This window comes from Aeromonas sp. PrichA-15 (genome assembly GCF_017939245.1).
In the GTDB taxonomy this organism is placed as follows: domain Bacteria; phylum Pseudomonadota; class Gammaproteobacteria; order Enterobacterales; family Aeromonadaceae; genus Aeromonas; species Aeromonas caviae.
On sequence record NZ_JAGKRH010000028.1, the window covers coordinates 34,804 to 56,087 of the forward strand.

At 63.0% G+C, this 21,284-nt stretch carries 16 protein-coding genes; 7 read left to right on the forward strand and 9 right to left on the reverse strand.

Annotated features, from left to right (window positions below; all coding sequences use genetic code 11):
* Nucleotides 1–136: 136 nt before the first annotated feature.
* On the forward strand, nucleotides 137–799 hold the full coding sequence (rnt, locus tag J9889_RS04810; protein WP_010675098.1) for a ribonuclease T: 663 nt from the start codon (nucleotides 137–139) through the stop codon (nucleotides 797–799).
* A 226-nt stretch (nucleotides 800–1,025) separates the two neighbouring features.
* A complete protein-coding gene (locus J9889_RS04815; RefSeq protein WP_103858439.1) occupies nucleotides 1,026–2,348 on the forward strand; it encodes a Na+/H+ antiporter family protein in 1,323 nt (440 codons plus the stop codon).
* A 63-nt stretch (nucleotides 2,349–2,411) separates the two neighbouring features.
* Here J9889_RS04815 and J9889_RS04820 read toward each other — a convergent pair whose 3' ends face one another.
* The 8 genes from J9889_RS04820 to J9889_RS04855 form a co-directional block, all read right to left on the reverse strand.
* Nucleotides 2,412–3,605 (reverse strand): MFS transporter, encoded by a 1,194-nt coding sequence (locus J9889_RS04820; protein WP_103858451.1) that lies wholly within the window; start codon nucleotides 3,603–3,605, stop codon nucleotides 2,412–2,414.
* Between the two features lie 104 nt (nucleotides 3,606–3,709).
* Nucleotides 3,710–4,615, reverse strand: coding sequence for a LysR family transcriptional regulator (locus tag J9889_RS04825; RefSeq protein ID WP_210556052.1), 906 nt, complete (start codon nucleotides 4,613–4,615; stop codon nucleotides 3,710–3,712).
* A 208-nt stretch (nucleotides 4,616–4,823) separates the two neighbouring features.
* Nucleotides 4,824–6,740 carry a bifunctional diguanylate cyclase/phosphodiesterase gene (locus J9889_RS04830; protein ID WP_103858441.1) on the reverse strand — a complete coding sequence of 639 codons (1,917 nt, stop codon included), beginning with the start codon at nucleotides 6,738–6,740 and terminating at the stop codon, nucleotides 4,824–4,826.
* A 1-nt stretch (nucleotide 6,741) separates the two neighbouring features.
* Nucleotides 6,742–7,224, reverse strand: a complete 483-nt coding sequence (locus tag J9889_RS04835) for a molybdopterin-binding oxidoreductase (protein ID WP_043154943.1) — start codon at nucleotides 7,222–7,224, stop codon at nucleotides 6,742–6,744.
* Between the two features lie 329 nt (nucleotides 7,225–7,553).
* The gene (locus tag J9889_RS04840; protein ID WP_029314717.1) at nucleotides 7,554–9,452 is read right to left on the reverse strand and encodes a DEAD/DEAH box helicase; all 1,899 of its coding nucleotides are present in this window, start codon (nucleotides 9,450–9,452) and stop codon (nucleotides 7,554–7,556) included.
* Between the two features lie 180 nt (nucleotides 9,453–9,632).
* Nucleotides 9,633–10,094 carry a hotdog fold thioesterase gene (locus tag J9889_RS04845; protein ID WP_103858442.1) on the reverse strand — a complete coding sequence of 154 codons (462 nt, stop codon included), beginning with the start codon at nucleotides 10,092–10,094 and terminating at the stop codon, nucleotides 9,633–9,635.
* A gap of 126 nt (nucleotides 10,095–10,220) precedes the next feature.
* Nucleotides 10,221–10,709 carry a hypothetical protein gene (locus J9889_RS04850; protein WP_210556053.1) on the reverse strand — a complete coding sequence of 163 codons (489 nt, stop codon included), beginning with the start codon at nucleotides 10,707–10,709 and terminating at the stop codon, nucleotides 10,221–10,223.
* The gene (locus tag J9889_RS04855) at nucleotides 10,709–13,765 is read right to left on the reverse strand and encodes an FAD-binding and (Fe-S)-binding domain-containing protein (RefSeq protein WP_210556054.1); all 3,057 of its coding nucleotides are present in this window, start codon (nucleotides 13,763–13,765) and stop codon (nucleotides 10,709–10,711) included. The genes J9889_RS04850 and J9889_RS04855 overlap by 1 nt, the downstream gene beginning before the upstream one ends.
* A gap of 169 nt (nucleotides 13,766–13,934) precedes the next feature.
* On the opposite strand from J9889_RS04855, the gene J9889_RS04860 reads away from it, so the two are divergent.
* The 4 genes from J9889_RS04860 to J9889_RS04875 all read left to right on the forward strand — a co-directional run bounded on the left by J9889_RS04860 (nucleotide 13,935) and on the right by J9889_RS04875 (nucleotide 19,119).
* Nucleotides 13,935–14,861, forward strand: a complete 927-nt coding sequence (locus J9889_RS04860; protein ID WP_210556055.1) for a cation diffusion facilitator family transporter — start codon at nucleotides 13,935–13,937, stop codon at nucleotides 14,859–14,861.
* A 300-nt stretch (nucleotides 14,862–15,161) separates the two neighbouring features.
* Nucleotides 15,162–16,703, forward strand: coding sequence for a TerC family protein (locus tag J9889_RS04865; protein WP_210556056.1), 1,542 nt, complete (start codon nucleotides 15,162–15,164; stop codon nucleotides 16,701–16,703).
* A gap of 175 nt (nucleotides 16,704–16,878) precedes the next feature.
* A complete protein-coding gene (locus tag J9889_RS04870; protein ID WP_109113112.1) occupies nucleotides 16,879–17,988 on the forward strand; it encodes an alkene reductase in 1,110 nt (369 codons plus the stop codon).
* Between the two features lie 144 nt (nucleotides 17,989–18,132).
* Nucleotides 18,133–19,119: a zinc-binding dehydrogenase gene (locus tag J9889_RS04875; protein WP_210556057.1), complete on the forward strand. Its 987-nt coding sequence runs from the start codon at nucleotides 18,133–18,135 to the stop codon at nucleotides 19,117–19,119.
* 74 nt (nucleotides 19,120–19,193) lie between these two features.
* On the opposite strand, the gene J9889_RS04880 is transcribed toward J9889_RS04875, so the two are convergent.
* Nucleotides 19,194–20,213, reverse strand: a complete 1,020-nt coding sequence (locus J9889_RS04880) for an adenosine deaminase (RefSeq protein WP_210556058.1) — start codon at nucleotides 20,211–20,213, stop codon at nucleotides 19,194–19,196.
* Nucleotides 20,214–20,414: 201 nt separating this feature from the next.
* Here J9889_RS04880 and J9889_RS04885 point away from each other — a divergent pair, with 201 nt between their 5' ends.
* The gene (locus tag J9889_RS04885; RefSeq protein ID WP_010675115.1) at nucleotides 20,415–21,164 is read left to right on the forward strand and encodes an HAD-IIA family hydrolase; all 750 of its coding nucleotides are present in this window, start codon (nucleotides 20,415–20,417) and stop codon (nucleotides 21,162–21,164) included.
* Nucleotides 21,165–21,284: the final 120 nt, after the last annotated feature.

Here is a 21,284-nt window from a genome sequence, read left to right on the forward strand (position 1 = left end):
CCTCCATGGTTGACGTCGCCAATTATAAGCACAGGTGTTTCAAAATGGCCCTCTTGCCGTCCCATGGCGGCAGATAAGGGACAAGGGCACGCTTTTTTGCCATAATGCCGCCTCCTTTCACGCCGACCGAGATACCATGACCGACGCCGTTCACACCCTCAAGGGCCGTTTTCGCGGCTTTTACCCCGTCGTCATCGATGTTGAAACCGCCGGATTCAATGCCAAGACCGATGCCCTGCTGGAAATAGCCGCCCACACCCTCAAGATGGATGAGCAGGGCTGGCTCGTCCCTGACCAGATCTTCCATTTTCATGTCCAGCCCTTTGAGGGCGCCAATCTGGAGAAAGCGGCGCTGGAGTTCACCGGCATCGACCCCTTCAACCCGCTGCGGGGCGCGGTGGACGAGAAGGAAGCACTCACCGAGATCTTCAAGGGGGTGCGCAAGGGCATGAAGGAGCAGGATTGTGGTCGCGCCATCATAGTGGCCCACAACGCCACCTTCGACCACGGCTTCGTGATGGCCGCCGCCGAGCGGGCCGGCCTCAAGCGCAATCCGTTCCACCCCTTCGCCACCTTCGACACCGCCGCCCTCTCGGGTCTTGCCCTGGGGCAGACGGTGCTGGCCAAGGCCTGTCAGAGCGCCAATATCCCCTTTGACAACAAAGAGGCCCACTCGGCCCTCTACGACACCGAGCGCACCACAGAGCTCTTCTGCCACATCGTCAATCGCTGGAAGAGCCTGGGAGGCTGGCCTCTGGCCAACCCGGATGAAACGACGGACACCGAAGACGAGGGCTGAACACTCCCAGCCCCTGCCCAGACAGGCTGCCCATGGCAGCCTGTCTGCATGAGGGGACCTGTCTGGGCAACGAAGAAGGGCCATTTTCCCGGTTCCCGTTCACCTCCAGCAGAAGATGCGTCCCTTGGCCGGGATCCGCCGATTTTTTTCTCGACATTTAGCCTGTTTTTCGCAAACTAGCTGGCTTTCACACGACTGACAGCAACACAATCCATAAGGAAATCAAATGAATCCTGTTGTTATCGCGGTGGCGCTGATGCTGGTGCTCAGCCTGCTGCGGATCAATGTGGTGGTCTCCCTCGCCATCGGTGCCATCGTGGGTGGCCTGCTCGGCGGACTCTCCCTCGAGCAGACCCTCAGCACCTTCACCGGCGGCCTGGGCGGCGGTGCAGAAATCGCCCTCTCCTACGCCATGCTGGGGGCTTTCGCGGTAGCCATCTCCCGCTCCGGCATCACGGATCTGCTGGCCCGCAAGGTCATCAACCAGCTCGGCAAGGATGCTAGCAGCACCCGCATTCTCTGGGTCAAGAGCCTGCTGCTCACCTCGGTGCTCGCGGTCTCCGTCTCCTCCCAGAACCTGATCCCGGTGCACATCGCCTTCATTCCCATCCTGATCCCGCCGCTGCTGCATGTCATGGCCCAGATGCAGATCGACCGCCGTCAGGTGGCCTGCGTCATCACCTTCGGCCTGACCGCTACCTACATGCTGCTGCCGGTCGGCTTTGGCGGTATCTTCCTGAACAACATCCTGGCCAAGAATCTCGTCGACAACGGCGTACCGGTGGAATTCAGCCAACTGCCCCTGGCGATGGCCATCCCGGTATTCGGCATGTTCCTCGGCCTGCTCATCGCCGTCTTCTTCAGCTACCGCAAGCCGCGTCAGTATGATCTGGAGCAGATCCTGGCCGCCGAACCCGAGACGGTCGAGCTCAATCTCAACCACATCTGGGTAGCCCTGCTGGCCATCGCCGTGGCACTCGGCCTGCAACTGATGACCAACAGCATCGTGCTGGGGGCGCTCGCAGGCTTCATCATCTTCACCTGCGGTGGCGTCATCAAATTCCGCGAGAGCCAGGATGCCTTCACCCAGGGTGTGCGCATGATGTCCCTCATCGGCTTCATCATGATCTCCGCAGCAGGCTTCGCCGCCGTCATGAAGGAGACCCACGGGGTGGAGAGTCTGGTGCAGTCCGTCTCCAGCATGATGGCAGGTCACAAGGGATTGGCGGCCTTCCTGATGCTGCTGGTGGGCCTGCTTATCACCATGGGGATCGGCTCCTCCTTCTCCACCGTGCCCATCATCGCCACCATCTATGTGCCCCTGTGCATCCACCTCGGCTTCTCGCCCATGGCGACCATCGCCCTGGTGGGCACCGCGGGCGCGCTGGGGGACGCGGGTTCCCCCGCCTCCGACTCGACGCTCGGCCCCACATCGGGCCTCAATGCCGACGGTCAGCACGACCACATCTGGGACAGCGTGGTGCCAACCTTCATCCACTACAACATCCCCCTGGTGATCTTCGGCTGGATTGCCGCCATGGTGCTCTGAGTCCATCCCGAGCAGACAGACAAAAGGCGACCCCGGGGTCGCCTTTCTTGTCTTGCACATGCCTCAGATGGCCGGTTGCAGTCCCCGCCTGCCGGCCAGGGCACAGAGACAGGCCACCAGGGCCAACCCCATGCCGGCTGCTCCCACCCCGAGCCAGTGACCCTGTTGCCAGACCAGCATCCCCAGGCTGGAGCCGAGGGTTCCCCCCAGGAACATGCCGGTCATGAAGAGGGTATTGATGCGCCCCCTGGCTTCAGGTCTCAGACCATAGATGCGCTGCTGATGGGCGATGAGTGCGCTCTGCACTCCGAGATCCAGCAAGATGACCCCGCACGCCAGCCCGGCCAGAGAGAGCCACAGCTCGAAGCAGATCCAGGCAAGCACCACCAGCACAGCACCGGCCAATACCACTGGTCTGGCCCCCAACCGATCCGCCATCCGGCCTGCCAGAGGGGCCGCCACCACCCCAGCCACCCCGATGACGCCGAAGAGACCCACCATGTCGGCCCCCAACCCATAGGCAGGTTCGGCCAGGTAGAACGCCAGCACGGTCCAGAAGGCGCTGAAGGAGGCAAACAGCAAGGCCTGGGTCAGGGTCGCGCGGCGCAAGGCGGGCTCCTCGCGCCACAGACCGACCAGAGAGTGAAGCAGACGGCCATAACCGAGGGGAGAGCGCGGCAATCCGGACGGTATCATCCTGGCCATCAGCAGGGCCCCCGACAGGGCCAGGGGAATGGCCAGCCAGAACATGGCGCGCCAACTGCCATAGGCGGTGACCAGGCCGGCGACGGTGCGGCTGAGCAGTATCCCGGCCAGCAGGCCGCTCATCACGCTGCCGACCACGGCACCACGGCGGGCGGGATCTGCCAGGGTCGCCGCCACCGGAACTATCTGCTGGGCAGCCGTGGCCCCGATGCCGAGCAGGACGGAGGCCAGCATCAAGGTGGTGGCACTCGTGGCCGTGGCCGCCAGCAGGGAAGCCAGCGCGATCAGTGCAAACTGCCCCGGAATGAGCCAGCGGCGCTCGACCACATCGCCAAGCGGCACCAGCAAAAGCAGACCCATGGCATAGCCAAGCTGGGTCAGCATGGCGATCAATGGCATGCCCGAGTGCCCGGGAAAGTCCTGCGCCATCACCGCCAGCATGGGCTGGTTGTAGTAGATGTTGGCAACTGCCAGGCCGCATGACAGGGCCATGGCGAAGAGCAGGGAGGGGCCGGGGGTTGCGGCCCCTCCGGCAGAAGGCGATGTACTCATGATCTTCTCCTCGTGGTAGAAGGGCTCCCGCCAGGATACGGGCCCCATGCGCACAGCCTACCCGGGGAGCGTCGCCACCAGTAGAGCGGTGGGGACCATAACAGTTATTCCGCTGGCGTATGCCCCACGCCGGGCAGGCCGGTCACGAATGCCAGAAAGGCGCTCGCCTTGGCACCAGGCTGGCGACCTGCCGGGAGCAGGGTCCAGAGCTCCTGCATGGGCAGTTGCCACTCGGGCAGCACCGCCACCACCTCGCCGCGGGCAAGCTCGGGGGCAAACATCCACTCCGAGGCGATACCGAGCCCCAGTCCAGCCAGCACGGCGGCGCGCATGCCTTCGGCCGCCGAGACCATCAGCCTGCCTTCTCCGGAAACCACCCTCTCCTCGACGCCACGGCGAAATCGCCACTGCTGCCCCATTCCGGGCCGTGGACTGTAAAGCACCAGGTCATGCTGTTGCAGGGCCTGAGGGGTCTCAGGCTCTCCTTTGGCGGCCAGATAGGCCGGCGTCGCCAGCACCCGCATGTCGCTTCGAGCGAGACAGCGGGCGACCAGCGACGAGTCGGCCTGTTTGCCGATCCGCAGAGCCACCTCGATGCCCGCCGAAATGAGATCCACATTGCCGTCATCCAGCAGGATCTCCAGATCCAGTCCCGGGTGAGCCGCCAGAAAACCGGCAAGATGGGGAATGATATGCAGGCGGGCGAAGGTGACGGGAGCGCTCACCCGCAGACGCCCGCTCAGGCCCGCCCGGCATTGCTGCACCATGGCATCGGCCTCGTGGACCTGGGCCAGGATCTCTCTCGCCCGCAGATAGTAGGCCTCTCCGGCCTCGGTGGGCGCCAGCCCCCGGGTCGAACGCAGCAACAGGCGGCTGCCAAGGTGCGCCTCAAGCTGGGCAATCAATCTGGAAACCGTGGGTTGCCCCATCCCCAGTCGGCGGGCCACCGCCGAAAACGAGCCGGTCTCCACCGCCAGCACGAACACCTCCATCACCCCCAAGCGATCCATTTATGGCTCCTCTGCCCTGTGGCACTGTTCGTGGCACAAGGTAGCACCGGGCCTGCCCTCTCGCACCCTCGTTCTGGCTGGAGGCACAAGAAAACCGCGTCAAGGGCGGTCCTGCCATGGAAGAAAGGTGTCGGGATGAAATATCAACCAGGAACGATCGAACAGAGGGACTCGAAGACAAGGCTACAGGGGCTCGATTGCCCCAAGGCTACCCCAGTGCCACTTCCTGAATGGCGGCGCTGTGGGCGAAATAGCGGTGACAGAACTGCATGAACTCCGGCAGCGGCAAGGGACGCGAGTAGAAATAACCCTGGATCTCATCCACCCCTATGGTGAGCACCGCCTTGAGCTCATCGCTGTTTTCCACCCCTTCTGCCACGACACGCACCCCCAACTGATGAGAGAGGGTGGTGATGGTCTCGACGAACAGCGCCTGACGGGGATCCTTGTCGATGGCGGTGATGAAGGAGCGGTCGATCTTGAGCTTGTCGAAAGAGAGTTCACGCAGGTAAGAGAGCGAGGACCAGCCGGTCCCGAAGTCATCGAGGGCCACCCGCACCCCTATCTGGCGCAGGGAGTGAATGATCTGCTTGCTGAGGGCGATGTCATCGAGGGCGATGGTTTCGGTCAGCTCCACTATCAACTGGTGCAGCCCCAACGGCCCATCTTCCATCTTCTCTTCAATCTCCCTGGCCAACCCCATGTTGAACATGGAGTTGGAGAGGTTGATGGAGATCTCGAGCGGTGCTAGCACCTCCTCCGGGAAGCCGGACAGATCGAGCTGCATGCGCCGGATGATCCAGCCCCCGAGCGCCTCGCCCAACCCGTTCTCTTCTGCCAGCGAGATGATGTCGAGGGGGGCAATAAAGCCATATTCCGGATGATGCCAGCGGATCAGCGCCTCGGCCCCCAGCCTCACTACACTCTGGCCGCGCACGATGGGCTGATAGTAAAGGGCCAGTTGCGGGCATTGCGGGCAGTGGATAAGCTCCCGCAGCTCGGTCGACAGCCGGCGTTTGCGCTGATAATGCTGATACATGCTGCTGGAGAAGAGCACATTGTCATTCAGCCGTTTGCGCTTGGCGCTGTCGAGGGCGATATCGGCAAACAACAGCATCTCTTCCGGTGAATGATCCGGTTTCACGTACTGGCTGGTGCCCATGAAGACCCGCACCCGGTGCGCCGGATCGGCGGCAAACACCAGATCCGCCAGCTCGCTGCGCAGTTGCTCCAGAAACGGGAAGCGCAGATAGGTGGGCATGGTGCCGGTGATGATGAGGGTGAACTCGTCACTGCCGGTTCGGGCAACGAAGATCCCCTGGCCAGAGGCGGCCTTGATCCGCGCCGCAAGCCGTTTGAGCAAGGCGTCCCCCACTTCGTAACCCAGACTGTTATTGACCTCCCTGAAATGCCCCAGATCCATGAGGCAGACGGTGATGCTGCTGCGCCGCCCGGGGTGGCTGGTCCACTGCTGGAGGTGCTTGATGAGCGCCGCCCGGTTAGGGAGACGGGTGAGAGGGTCGTTCCACGCCAGAAAATGCTGGCGACGCACTTCGCGAAACAGCACCATCAACATCACCATAGTCGCCAGCATCAGAAACCCCAGGATGAAGAAGTTCTGGGTTCTCGACTCGTTGAGCAGCTCACGCTGGGCGATGGCAGAAGGCCCGGTAAAGTTTTTCACCATCACGTCCCGCACCCCGCGCATCTCGTCATCGAGTGCGGCCGTGAACATCTTGAGTGCGGGGGAATCCGGCTCCCCTTGCACCACATCCTGCTCATAGCGTTCGAAGAGGGCGAGGATCTTGCCGACCGCCTTGTCCGCACCGAATCGGGCCCTGACCGACTTTGCCTCCTTCCCGTGCAGGAAGACATCGAGCCGGTTCCAGGCAATGTCAAAGCGTTTGTTCATCTCCTCCCGGCTGACGGCACCGGCACGATAGAGCTTCAAACCCTCTTCGAAGGCGTGGATCTCCAGCTCGAGCTGGGCCAGTGCCCAGGCGGAGAGCTGGGTGTAGCGCGTCACCTCATTGAACGCGCGGTCATAGTTCCAGACCGACCAGAGGGTCACCCCCAAAAAGGTGGTCACCATCAGGATCAGGCTCAAGAACTTGCTGCTCAGCATCTTATTTGCTCTCCAGCGCCGTCAGCTGCCACACCATCCGGCTGTGATAGATCTCCTTGTTGAGTTCGGGATGGTCGGTGAGGGGATAAATGACCCAGAGCGGCCCCTTGTTGCGCAGGGTCAGAGCCTTGCCATCCTGCTTCTCGGCCACCAGCACCGGGTACTTCTCCCCGTCTTCCAGCGGCAGTGCGGCCCAGTATTCATTGACCGCGAGGGCCTTGACCTCCTGGCTCTTGAGACCGTAGATCCTGACCAGGTCCCGCAGCAACACCCCGCGATAGAGGTGCTCCCCCTCGGTCCAGGGCGTCCCCGTCTTAACTTCCGTCTGCGGCAAGGCCTCAAACTCGGCACGGGTCAGCACCACCTCCCCCTTGCCATTGCAGCACCCCGCCCCCGCAATTCTGAAGAAGGGCTCCTCCGCCAACACCATACCCGACACGAGCCATCCAGATATCAGCAACACCTTGCCAAGCCACTTGCCCATCACGCCCCCCCCTGTCATACGGTTTATTTATTCATCTCACTCTGCTGACTCATATGCAAACAACAGAATGCACCTTCAGACCAAAGTCGCAGTCGTTTGCAACCAGCAACGATTGTGCGTCTTCCAAAAGTATCCAATCGCTTCCCAAAGAATGACACCAGGCGCCACCCCCAGGCAAATGGATTGCACCATTTTTCTTTCACTGGCTCCTCATCAAACCGGATGCCCACCACGGCCGGAAAAAGGTGACAATCTTCGCTACGCATCTGAAAAACAGACACAAAAAGGGCCACTCCATGGAGCGGCCTTCTCATCAGTGCAGTCAGGGTTTAGCTGTCGCGGCGCTTGTTGCCACCGAATTTGCGACCCTTGTCGAAACCGCCTTCACGGCGATCCTTGTTGAAGGGACGGTCACCCTGGGGACGGCGATCCTTGTTGAAAGGACGGTCGCCACGGAACGGACGATCACCACGGGGCGGACGGGGAGCAGTGTTGCCACCGGCCGGCACTTCGGTGTAACGGGTGATCTGCAGCGGACGCTGGCAGACACGGGCCTTCTTGATCACTTCCAGCACCTCGGCGCTCATGCCCTTGGGCAGATCGACGGTGGAGAAGTCATCGGCGATGTCGATGTTGCCGATGAAGCGGCTCTCGATGTTCGCTTCGTTGGCGATGGCACCCACGATCTGGCCCGGCTTGACGCCGTGATGGGCACCCACGTCGACGCGGTAGCGCTCCATCTCCACGTCCGGGTTGTCTTTCAGTGGACGCGGCTCCAGGGACGGCATGCGACGGGCCGGACGATCGCCACGGTCACCGAAGTCACGACCGCCACGGTCGTTGAACTCACGACGCTCGAAGCCACCGCGATCGTTGCCGGCGTTGAACACCGGATCCGGAATGGAGTCATCCAGCAGCAGCGGTTGGTCGCCCTGTACCAGCTTGGCCAGTGCAGCAGCCAGCTCCAGCGGATCGGCAGAATCTTCTTCGATCAGCTCGTTCACCAGGTTGTGGTAGATCTCGAGCTCTTCACCCATCATGGTTTCGCGGATGCGCTCCTTGAACTTGGCCAGACGGTGCTGGTTGATGTCCTCGGTGCTCGGCATCTTCATCGGCTCGATCGCTTGACGAGTTGCGTGCTCGATGGCGCGCAGCATGCGACGCTCGCGCGGTGCCACGAACAGGATGGCTTCACCCTTGCGACCAGCACGGCCGGTACGGCCGATACGGTGAACATAGGATTCGGTGTCGTAGGGGATGTCGTAGTTCACCACGTGGGTGATGCGCTCAACGTCCAGACCGCGGGCGACCACGTCGGTGGCGATCAGAATGTCCAGCTGGCCCTGACGCAGCTTGTCGACGGTACGCTCACGCAGCTTCTGCGGGATGTCACCGTGCAGCGCTTCACAGGCGTGACCACGGGCAGCCAGCTTGCCTGCCAGCTCTTCGGCGGCGTTCTTGGTACGCACGAACACCAGCAGGGCTTCGTAGGATTCCACTTCCAGCAGACGGGTCATGGCGTCCAGCTTGTGCAGACCGGTCACCTGCCAGTAACGCTGGCGAATGGTGGTTGCGGTCGCGGTCTTGGAAGCGATCTTGATCTCTTTGGGCTGCTTCAGGTGCTTCTGGGCAACACGACGGATCTGCTCCGGCATGGTGGCAGAGAACAGGGCAACCTGACGACCGGCCGGGCACTGATCCATGATCCAGTCCACGTCGTCGATGAAGCCCATGCGCAGCATTTCGTCCGCTTCGTCCAGCACCAGGGCTTTCAGACCGGAGAGGTCCAGGTTCTTGCGACGGATCAGGTCCATCACGCGGCCCGGGGTACCCACGACAACCTGAGCACCGCGGCGCAGGGCGCGGGTCTGGGTTTCGTAGGAAGCGCCGCCGTAGATGGGCAGCACGTGGAAATCGGGCATGTGGTGGGCATAGCGTTGGCACGCCTCTGCCACCTGCAGGGCCAGCTCGCGGGTCGGGGCCAGCACCAGGATCTGGGTGTTGCGGTTACCAGCTTCCAGACGAGACAACAGAGGCAAGGCAAAAGCAGCGGTCTTCCCTGTACCGGTTTGTGCCTGCCCCAGCAGATCGTGTCCCGCCATCAGGTGGGGAATTGCTGCGGCCTGGATGGGAGACGGACGCTCATAGCCCACGTCCTGCAGCGCTTTCAATACAGGCGCGGCCAGTCCAAGCTCACTAAAAAGGGGCAGTTGTTCGGTATCAGACATAGATTCTTCCAGATTAAGGCAGGCGGCTAACACCGCGGAATAGCAAAAAGGCGGCGATTATAGCGCCACTTTGTTCTGCTGTCTTGAAAAATGTGATAGGTGTCTCAAGACGTTGGCAATTATAGAGGGATCTCGCGACTATGGCTTGCTTATTTTTCACTCATGATGCGTTATTGCGGATCACGCTTCGCCAGAGTCCTTGTCCCGCTTGTGCTTGAGCACCGCCATGGTCAATCGGCTGGTGCACAATAAACGACCACGTTCATCGCGAATTTCGATCTGCCACACCTGAGTCGTGGTCCCCAGATGCAGCGGGCTGCAGCGCCCCGTCACCACCCCTTCCCGCTTGGCCCTCAGGTGGTTGGCATTGACCTCCAGCCCCACACAGTAACTCTCCTCCCCGACCGCCATGTTGGCCGCAAGCGATCCCAGCGTTTCCGCCAGCACCACGGAGGCGCCTCCGTGCAGCATGCCGAGTGGTTGATGGGTGCGGTGATCCACCGGCATGGTGGCCTCCAGCCAGTCGGGGCCAAAGGCGCTGTAGACGATGTCGAGGTGGGCCATCAGGGTGTTGCGGGAGCTGGCGTTGAGCCCCTCCAGGCTCATGGGTTTGCGCCAGATGGGGCTGCTTTCTTGACTCATGGTGAGCGGACTCCTTGCGTGATCAACGGGTTATCGCTGCGCTGTAGCGGCAAACCAGCAGTGTCGGCGAAAAAGGCGCAAAAAAAAAGATGCCCACGCCGGGGCATCTTGCATCGAGGTTTGCCCTCACCAGGGATAGGTCCCCCCTGGCCACTCGGCCCAGGGACCGTCCCGCCCCGGCAGGCGCGGCTCGGACCAGCGCCATACCTTGCCGAGCCAGGTGCGCAGTTCGGCTTCGAGTTCGCTGTCAGTGAGCGGCGCCTCGGCCACCTTCCAGAAGAAGAGCTCCACCTGCACCTCCGGCAGCACCGACGGATAGAGGTAAACCCCGCCCCAGAAGCGGGGCTCCCTGTCCGGGCTCCAGAGGCCATAGGCAAAGGAGCGCTTGGCCAGGAACTCGGAACGTTGCCACTCAAGATCGGCCTCGTGTTGGCTCAGGCTGAAATGGGCGGAAGGCCACACATCGTCCGGGCGAAACAGCTGATGAAGCTGCTCGCGCTCGCGCAGGATGGCGACAAACTCCACCACGGCCTGGGACGGCGTGGTGGGGAGCAACAGAAAATGCGGGTGCCGATAGGCCTTTGGCACCCGGAATCCCTTGGTAAAGTGGAACATCAGAGCAGTTCCAGCAGGGCCTGCAGCGGATGCTTGAGCTTCTCCCCCTCCATCCGCTTGACCTGGCTGCGGCACGAATATCCGGTGGCCAGGCAGCGAGCCTTGGGCAGGCGTTCAAGAGGCTCGGCCCAGCTCAGGCCATAGATCCCCTTGGAGTTCTCCACCTGTTTGGCGTCGTGACCATAGGTGCCCGCCATGCCGCAGCAACCCACCGACACCGGCTGCAAACGTGCACCGAAGCGACCAAACAGGGTGCTCCAGTCACCGTGGGTGGTGGGCTTGGCGGTCTTCTCGGTGCAGTGGGCAAACAGATACCAGGGGTCGGTGCCAACCTCTTCCCGCAGCGGCAGCGCCTCGGCAGGCAGGGAGAGCAGCCACTCCTGGGGCAGCAGCACCTGGAAGTCGCCGCGGGCGGTGCCGAGCGCCTTCACGTACTCGTCCCGGTAGCAGAGCACCAGAGAGGGGTCCACCCCCACCATGGGGATGCCGAGGGCCGCCACCTTGTTGAGGAACTGGGCGCTGCTGGCTGCGGTGCGGGCGAAGGCGCGCAGGAATCCCTTCACGTGCTGGGGCTTGCCATTGGGTTTGAACGGCAGCAGGTAGGGCTGATAGCCCAGCTTGCTGGCCAGCTTCACCAGGTCACGCACCACGGGGGCGTCGTAGTAGCTGGTGAAGGGATCCTGCACGATGAGCACCACTTTATGGCGCTGCTCGGGGCTCATGGCCTCGAGGCCCGGCAGGTCGAAATAGCGGGCGCGATGGTCGCGCAGCTCCTCGGCCAGGGTCGGTACGCTCAAGAGCGGCACGTCCACCATGCCGATGCTCTTCTCGGTCGCCTTCTGGGCCCAGTCTTTTTCGAGGAAGAAGTTGACCAGTTTCGGCGCCTTGGCCAGCAGGGGCGCATAGCTCTCTACCGTGCCCACGAAGTAATCCTTGGGGCCGCGCAGATAGCGGCTGTGATAGAGCTGCATGAAGCGGGCACGGAAGGTGGGCACATCCACCTTGATGGGGCACTGGCTGGTGCATGCCTTGCACGCAAGGCACCCCTCCATCGCCTCCATCACCTCGTGGGAGAAGTCATACTCGCCCCGGGCGCGGGCCACCGTATTGCGGAACTTGTCGACGATCTGCTTGAAGCGCAGACCGCCGCTTTGCAGCGCCACCTCTTCGGCAAGGGGATCGAAGCCCTGCTCCGACAACTGGCGCAGCCATTCACGCATCAGGCCAGCCCGCCCCTTGGGGGAGTGACGGCGGTCGCGGCTGATCTTGACCGAGGGGCACATGGGGGAGTCGGTCTCGAAGGTGAAACACAGACCGTTGCCGTTGCAATCCAGCGCCCGTGTATAGCTCTCGCGCACGGCAATCGGGATCTGGCGGTCGAACTTGCCGCGCTTGGGCCCGTCCACCGAGACAAGCGAAGCGCCGCTGCCATAAGGCATGCAGATCTTGCCCGGGTTGATGCGGTTGGCCGGGTCGAACGCCCCCTTGACCCGTTGCAGCTCTTCCCACAGCTCGCCGAAGAAGGCGGGGCTGTATTCGGAGCGAAAGCCCTTGCCGTGCTCCCCCCACATCAGGCCGCCGTATTTGGCGGTGAGCGCCACCACCTGATCGGAGATGCGCCGCAGCAGCACCTCCTGCTCGGGATCGCACAAGTCCAGCGCCGGGCGCACGTGCAGCACCCCGGCATCGACGTGGCCGAACATGCCGTAGTCAAGGCCGTGAGCATCCAGCAGGGCACGAAACTCCATGATGAAGTCCGCCAGCGACTCCGGCGGCACGGCGGTGTCTTCGGTGAAGGCCACCGGCTTCTTGCGCCCTTCGGCGTTGCCGAGCAGCCCCACCGACTTCTTGCGCATGGCGTAGATGGTCTCGATGCTCGGCAGGTGGTCGCACACCTGATAGCCAATGACCCCGGCTTCACCACGCGACAGCAGGGCGTCGATGCGCCGGCACAGCTCCGCCACCTTGGCCTTGTGCTCATTCTCGTCGGTGTCGGCAAACTCGACGATGTTGAGCCCCTGCAGATCCTTGCCGGGCACATCCTGGATGAGATCCTTCACCGAGTGCCAGATGATGTCGGCGCGAGCCAGTCCCAGCACCCGGGAGTCTACCGTCTCCACCGACAGGGCGTGGGCCTGTACCATAAAGGGGGCGTTTCTGAGCGCGGAGGGGAAGCTGTCGTACTTGACGTTGACCAAGGTGCGGTAGCGCGGGATGGGGGTGATGTTGAGCCGGGCTTCGGTGATGAAGCCCAAGGAGCCTTCCGAGCCGCACAGCACCCGGCTGACGTCCAGGGTGTCGCTCTCGGGTTGATAGAGGTGCTTGAGATCGTAACCGGTCAGAAAGCGGTTGAGCTTGGGGAAGGTGGCCTCAATGTCGGCGCGCCGCTCGCGGCCGATGCGATAGAGGGTGCGATAGATCTCCCCTTCACGGGTCTCGAGGGCCAGCTTGTCCGCCAGACGCTGACCGGTCACCGGCTCGGTCGCCATGAGATCGCCGTTTTCCAGCACGGCCTTGAGGCCGAGCACATGATCCGAGGTCTTACCGTACACCAAGGAGCCCTGCCCCGAGGCATCGGTGTTGACCATGCCCCCCAGGGTGGCCCGGTTGGAAGTGGAGAGATCCGGCGAGAAGAAGTAGCCGTGGGGCTTCAAAAAGGCGTTGAGCTGATCCTTGACCACCCCGGCCTGGGCCCGCACCCAACCCTCTTCCAGATTAATTTCCATGATCTGGTTCATATGGCGCGAGAGATCGACGATAATGCCGCCGCCCAAGGATTGACCATTGGTGCCGGTACCGCCGCCGCGAGGGAAGAAACTCAAGGTCGCGTACTCGGGCCCCTGGGCCAACTTGAGCATCACCGCAATATCGTCCGCGCTGCGCGGATAGAGAACCGCCTGAGGTACGACCTGATAGACGCTGTTATCCGTCGCCATCGCCAACCGGCTTGCATAAGACTTTTCGATATCACCACGAAATGCTGATCGCGCCAGCAACTCAAGAAACTGCAGGGTTGTAGGTGACAAACTGTCCTGGTAATCGAGTCTCGGGATCATAAATCCTTGTTCCCATCCTTTGCTTGATGCCGGCATTCCGGCGACAACGACCGTTCGGACCAGCCTCTTTGCGGGTGTCCGAACCAGTCCGCTCACATGTGAGCGGGCAGTATATCAGCTAGAAAACCGCTTGCGCGCGCAATCTTCACCATTTGAAAGGAGGACTTTTATGGCTCACTACAGCCATGTTATCAGTACGCTTATTCGCACCGAAAAACAGGCGCTGACCCTGTCGCTGTTTGGTTGCATCACCTTTGCCATCTTCGGGATCGGTTATGGCCTCTTCGTCGGTTCCAACGCCATCATGCTGGACGGCATCTTCACTCTGTTCAGCATTGGCATGACGGGCCTTGGGCTCATCACTGCCTACCTGGTTACTCGCCCCTCCGACGCCCGTTTCCAATACGGCTACGCCCACTTCGAACCCATCGCCAACGTCATCAACGGCGCCATCATTCTGCTGCTTTGCCTTGGCGCCCTCTATGGCGGCATCACCTCCCTGCTGGCGGGCGGACGAGAAATAGATCTCGGCCACGCCCTCATCTATGCCGTCGTCTCCACCTTCTTCTGCGGCATCCTCTATCTCATCGAGGCCGACGTGGCCGAGCGGGTCAACTCCGAGCTGGTGCGGGTGGACTCCAAGGAGTGGCTGGTGGATACCCTGCTCAGCGCCACCCTGCTCATCGGCTTTCTGGTCGCCATCGGGCTCGATACCCTGGGTTACGGCCACTACAACCGCTATATAGACCCGGTGCTGGTCTCGCTGCTGGCCCTGTGTGCCACCCTCATTCCCATCAAGGTGCTCGGTCGCAACCTGCGGGAAGTGCTAAAAATTGCCCCCAAGGGGGATGTTTCCCGGCTGGTGGCCAGCGAAGTCGAAGCCCTGCGCCTGCGCCATGGGGTCGAGTGCTACAGCCACCTGGCAAAAAGCGGCCGCCGCTTCGATCTCGAGCTCAACATCCTGGTGGCCCCCGGCCAGGAGTGGCCCGTCGAACGCCAGGATGCCCTGCGCCAGGAGCTCTGGTCCCGCCTCGGCGACACCCTGGGAGACGCTTGGCTCTCGGTCTGCTTCACCCGGGAAAAACGCTGGTTGTAAGCCGCAAGGCGGGGGCTTGCCTGGCAAGCTCCGCCTGTCCCTGTTGCCCTGTTGGGCGAGCGCCTCTCCCTGCGCGTCCAGACCCCCTTGCCAAATGGCGGCGAGTCGTTATCATCAGGGCTCACTTTTGACCCGAGGTTTTATTGCCCATCATGGACAATCCCCGAAGTAGCCCTTCGTCTTTTCCCATCAAAGCCTATCTGTACCTGCTCAACCAACGCCTCTGAAGCGATCGTCTCCGTCACCACGGCCACGCCGTGACCACGATTCACTGCATCTGTCTTCATTGAGGTCAATCACATGGAATTCTTGCTGGACCCGTCAATCTGGGTCGGTCTGCTTACCCTGATCATCCTGGAAATCGTTCTCGGGATAGACAACCTGGTCTTCATCGCCATCCTGGTGAAAAAACTGCCCCCCGCCCAGCGGGACAAGGCGCGCATCATCGGTCTCTCCCTCGCCCTGCTGATGCGCCTGGGACTGCTCACCATCATGTCATGGCTGGTCACCCTCACGGCTCCTCTGCTGCACATCTGGGATCACCCCTTCTCCGGTCGGGATCTCATCCTGATGGGAGGCGGACTCTTCCTGCTGTTCAAGGCCACCTCCGAGCTGCATGAGCGACTCGAGGCCAAGCCCGAGGAGCAAGGCGGCACCGGCGTCTATGCCGGGTTCGGGGTGGTGATCGCCCAGATCCTGGTGCTGGATGCCATCTTCTCGCTGGACTCCATCATCACCGCCGTCGGCATGGTGGATCACCTCGGCGTCATGATGGCGGCCTTGACCATCGCCATGGTGGTGATGGTGCTCGCCTCCAAGCCCCTGACCCGCTTCGTCAACGCCCATCCCACTGTGGTGGTGCTCTGCCTGAGCTTCCTCTTGATGATCGGCTTCAGCCTGGTGGCGGAGGGCTTCGGCTTCCACATTCCGAAGGGCTACCTCTACGCGGCCATCGGCTTCTCGGTGCTCATCGAGTTCTTCAACCAGCTCGCCCAGCGCAGTGCCCTGCGCCACGAGGCGCGCCAGCCCCTGCGCGAGCGCACCACCGCCGCCATCTTCAAGCTGATGGGGGGGAACAAGCGCTCCGCCCACCCGCAGGAGGACGAAGAAGAGGTGCAGGCTCAGCCCCTGCCCCCTGGTTTCGGTGAAGAGGAGCGTTACATGGTGAGCGGCGTGCTGTCGCTGGCCGAGCGTTCCATTCGCACCATCATGACCCCGCGCTCCGAGATGGAGTGGATCGACATGAGCGACAGCGAGGACGAGATCCGCGCCCTGCTGCAACGGGCCCCCCACAGCCTGTTCCCGGTCTGTGACGGGGAGCTGGACGAGATCATCGGGGTGGTCAAGGCTCGGGATCTGCTGTTTGCCCTCAACGAGGGGCAATCCCTGGCAGCACTAGCCAGACAGAACGAGCCCGTCATCGTGCCCCAGACCATCAACGTGATCCGGCTGCTGGCGGAGCTGCGCCAGGCCAGGGGCAGCCTCATTCTGGTGGCGGACGAGTTTGGCGTCATCCAGGGGCTGGTCACCAACCACGATCTGCTGGAGGCCATCGTCGGCGAGCTGCCGGACGAGGACGAGACCCCCGATGTGGTGCGCGAGGGCGAGCATTGGCTCATCCACGGCACCACCAACATCCATCAGGTGGAGCAGGCCCTGAACTGCGACGGTCTGGTGAGCGAGAGCGACGAGTACGTGACCCTGGCGGGCATGCTGCTCTCCCACTTCGGCAGCTTGCCCGACGTCGGTCAGCAGTTGCACCTCGGCCAGTTCTGCTTCGAGGTCATGGCCGTGAGCGAGCGGCGCATCGAGCGAGTACGGGTCACCCCACTCTCCCCCTGATCATCGGTGGCAATGCAGCAAAAGAGGGCCTTTGGCCCTCTTTTTTCTGGCCCGAGCCCGGCCCCTCCCGCGCCATTGCTGCGATAACGGCAATTCTCTTCTGCAATACCCCCTCTTTTTCACAATAAAAATCCCCTTTAGAGTCACCTCACGCCCAAAGATTGAGGAATCCATCATGCACCACGATCCCCTGTTCTGCCCCCTTCGCCTCGGCCAGCTGCACCTTGCCAACCGCATCGTCATGCCCCCCATGACTCGCTCCCGCGCCAGCCAGCCCGGGGACGTGGCCAACGCCATGATGGCGACCTACTACGCCCAGCGTGCCGGGGCCGGCCTCATCATCAGCGAAGGCACCCAGATAGATCCCTTGGGCAAGGGCTACGCCTGGACGCCGGGCATCCACAGCGCCGAGCAGGTGGCAGGCTGGAAGCAGGTAACAGACGCGGTCCACGCCCAGGGGGGCATCATGTTCGCCCAGCTCTGGCACGTGGGCCGGGTCACCCATCCTGGCAACATCGGCGGCGCCCAGCCCCTCTCCTCCTCCGCCATCCAGGCCAAGGGAGTGAAGGTGTTCGTCGACAACGGCAGCGATGCCCCGGGGTTTGTGGAGACCGTCACCCCGCGCGCCATGACCCAGGCCGACATCGACGCCGTGGTGGGGCAGTTTCGCCGGGCCGCCCGCAACGCCATGGAAGCGGGCTTTGACGGCATCGAGTTGCACGCCGCCAACGGCTACCTCATCAACCAGTTCCTCGACTCCGAGTCCAATACCCGCACCGACGGCTATGGCGGTTCGCTCGAAAACCGGCTGCGTTTCCTCAAAGAGGTGACCGAGGCGGTCTGTGACGAGATCGGTCCCGACCGGGTCGGGGTACGCCTTGCGCCGCTCACCACCCTCAACGGCACCGTGGATGCCAACCCCCAGGAGACCTATCTGGCCGCCGCGCGCCTGCTGGGCCAGCTCGGCGTGGTCTATCTGCACGTCGCCGAAGCGGACTGGGACGACGCCCCCTTGATGGCGGAGAGCTTCAAGCAGGGGCTGCGCGATGCCTTCCCCAACACCCTCATCTACGCCGGCAAGTACGATGGGGAACGCGCCCGCGCCGCCATCGAGGCGGGCTGGGCCGACATGATTGGCTTCGGTCGCCCCTTCGTGGCCAACCCCGACTTGCCGAACCGCCTGCGCCACGGCCATCCGTTCGCCCCCCATGACCCCGCCACCCTGTTTGGCGGCGGCGAGAAAGGGCTGACGGACTACCCCGTCTATGGGGCAGAGCGGGCATAAGGCGGCTGGCGCCGAACCTCTTCCAGGGCGGGCCCTCCAACAGGGGGCTCGCCTTGTTGTCTTGCCAGTGCAACAGCAGTTCAAGGCATTGTTACGCCATGTAATTCAATCAAGGCACCCACCCCTCTCATCCAAGGAGTCACCATGACCCATACCCAGGCATGGTGCTGGCACGCCCCCGGCGAACCGGACCAGCTCACCCTCACCCGGCAAGCGCTCCCCACCCCCGGGCCCGACGAGGTCCTCGTCGCCAACCGGATCATCGCCTTCAATCCGGTGGACTGGAAACTCATCGAACAGGGTCATCCCCACTGGCAGCCAGGCCATGTGCCCGGCGTCGATGGCATGGGCACCCTGGTGGCGCCAGGGGCCAACGTCACCCACCTGCGCCCCGGCACCCGGGTCGCCTATCACACCGACTTGCGCCACGGCGGCAGCTTTGCCCGCCACACCCTGGTGCCGGCTCGCGCCCTGATGCCGGTGCCCGATGCCCTGAGCGACGAGGCGGCCGCCGCGCTCCCCTGCCCCGGCCTCACCGCCTGGCAGGCACTGGCCAAGCTGCCTCACCTGCACGGGGAGGCCCTGCTCATCACGGGGGCTGGCAGCAGTGTCGGCCGCTTCGCGGTGCAACTTGCCCTCCAGAAGGGGGCCCGCGTCTTTGCCAGCGCCAGCCCGCGCCATCACCAGTGGCTCAAACAGCTAGGCGTGCAGGGGGTGGCGGACTATCGGGATCCCGACTGGCTGGCCCAGTTGCAGGCCGCCAACGGCGGTGAACCCTTCGAGGGGATCATCGATCTGGTCTCCAGCCAGCAGGCAGAAGCCTTGCTGCCTGCCCTTGGCTATTACGGCCACATGGTGACGGTGCTCGGGCGCATCGCGCGCAACCCGCTGCCCGCCTTTAGCCATTGCCACTCGTTGCACGAGATTGCCCTCGGCGCCCAGCACGCCTTTGGCTCGGACAAACAGTGGAGCCGTCTGGTAGCGGCCGGTGTCGCCATGATGGCGCAGATGGCGAGCGGCGAGCTGACCCTGCCGCCGCTGGTGGTGGGCGACTTCGACGCCCTGCCCGCCCTGCTCACCCGCGTCAAGCAGGAGGGACAAGGGGAAAAGTATCTGGTGAGGGTGGGTTGATACCCGCCCAACGATGGCACAAAGAGGCCCGCCATGGCGGGCCTCCTGCATTCAAGGTGTGCAAGGCGGCCTGCTCAGTGCAGGCTCACCCCGTGCAGGGCGGCATGGAGGCGAATGTCCCGGGTCAGACGCACCTTGTCCGCGAGGCTCAGCCAGCTCGCCTCCACGGCATTGAGACTGAGGCGGCACAACTGCTCCTGGCTGGCGCCAAGCCCGTCGGCCAGGGCCTGGAAGTTGGCCCCCAGGTATCCCCCGAAATAGGCGGGATCGTCGGAGTTCACGGTGACGCAGAGCCCCTGCTCCAGCAGCCTCAGCACATTGTGGTGGGCCATCTGGTCAAACACCCAGAGCCGCACGTTGGAGAGGGGGCAGACGGTGAGGGGCAGCCGGGTGTCGGCAAGATAGCTCAGCAGCGCGGGATCCTCGACGCAGCGCACCCCGTGATCGATGCGTTGCACTCCGAGCTCCCGGATCGCCTGCCAGATGTAGTCAGCCGGCCCCTCCTCGCCGACATGGGCCACCAGCGGCAACCCCAGCTCGCGGCAGCGAGCGAAGACCCGGGCGAACTTGCTGGGCGGGTTGCCCTGCACCCCCGAATCGAGGCCGACCCCGTGCAGGCGCGCCAGGTGCGGCGTGGCCTCTGCCAGGGTGGCGAATGCCGCCTCTTCACTCAGGTGGCGCAGGAAGCTCATGATGAGCCGCCAGCTGATGCCAAAGGCTGCTTCGCCAGCCTGCAGCGCCCGCTCGATACCCCCCAACACGGTGGCAAAGGGCACGCCGCGGGCGGTGTGGGTCTGGGGGTCGAAAAAGATCTCCACGTGCACCACGTGATCGGCAACGCAGCGCTCGAGATAGGCCCAGGTGAGGTCGAAGAAATCCTGTTCGTGGATGAGCACGCTGGCACCGAGGTAGTAGAGATCGAGGAAGGATTGCAGGCCGTCGAACTCATAGGCGGCGCGCAGGCTGCCAACATCGGGCCAGGGCAGCGCCACCCCGTTGCGCTGGCCGAGCGCGAACATCAGCTCGGGTTCGAGGGTTCCCTCGATATGCAGCTGCAGTTCCAGCTTGGGCAAGCCGGCAATAAAGTGCTCCATGATGACGGCTCCATCGTCAGACTCCGTGCGGGCACCACCGGGGCGGCGCCCTCCCTTCGCCTTCATTGTGCACCCATCTGGCCCGCCGGAGGAGACTTGTCATCAAAGGGCCTTATAATGGCGGCACAAAAACCATAACCGATTGAAGAGACGAACAGAGGGATGCCCTGTCCCCGCTCTTGCGCCCTACAAGGAGAATTCATGAAGAAAAACGTCATCTGTGACATTGACGGCGTCATCCTGCACAACAACGATCTCATTCCCGGCGCCGACCGCTTCGTCCACCGCCTGCTGGAGCAGGGCAGCAAGCTCCTGTTCCTCACCAACTACCCGGCCCAGACCCAGAAAGATCTGCAAAACCGCTTCCGATCCGCCGGAATAGAGGTGCCCGAGGAGTGCTTCTACACCTCCGCCATGGGCACCGCCGACTTTCTCAAGCGCCAGGATGGCAAGAAGGCCTATGTGATTGGCGAAGGGGCCCTGACCCACGAGCTCTACAAGGCCGGCTTCACCATCACCGACATAGACCCCGACTTCGTGGTGGTGGGGGAGACCCGCAACTACAACTGGACCATGATGCAGCAGGGCGCCAAGTTCGTGGATCAGGGGGCCCGCTTCATCGCCACCAACCCCGATACCCACGGCCCCCTGATGTACCCGGCCTGCGGCGCCCTGTGTGCCCCCATCGAGCGGATGACCGGCAAGAAGCCCTTCTATGTCGGCAAGCCGAGCGCCTGGATCATTCGCGCGGCCCTCAACCGGATGGAGGCCCACTCCGACGACACCATCATCATCGGCGACAACCTGCGCACCGACATCCTGGCAGGCTTCCAGGCCGGTCTCGAGACGGTGCTGGTGCTCTCCGGGGTGAGCAAGGTGGCGGACATCGACCGCATGCCGTTTCGACCGAACCACATCTTCGACTCCGTGGTGGACATCGACATCGTCTGATCCCGGGTGCCGCCCTTCCGGTAGCCTTCAGCCTGCACGGGCCCCCTTGGCAAAGGGGGCCCGTTTCGTTTAACGTAAGCGCAACATCGTTAAACAAACTAAACGGGAGCAGGATGCTCC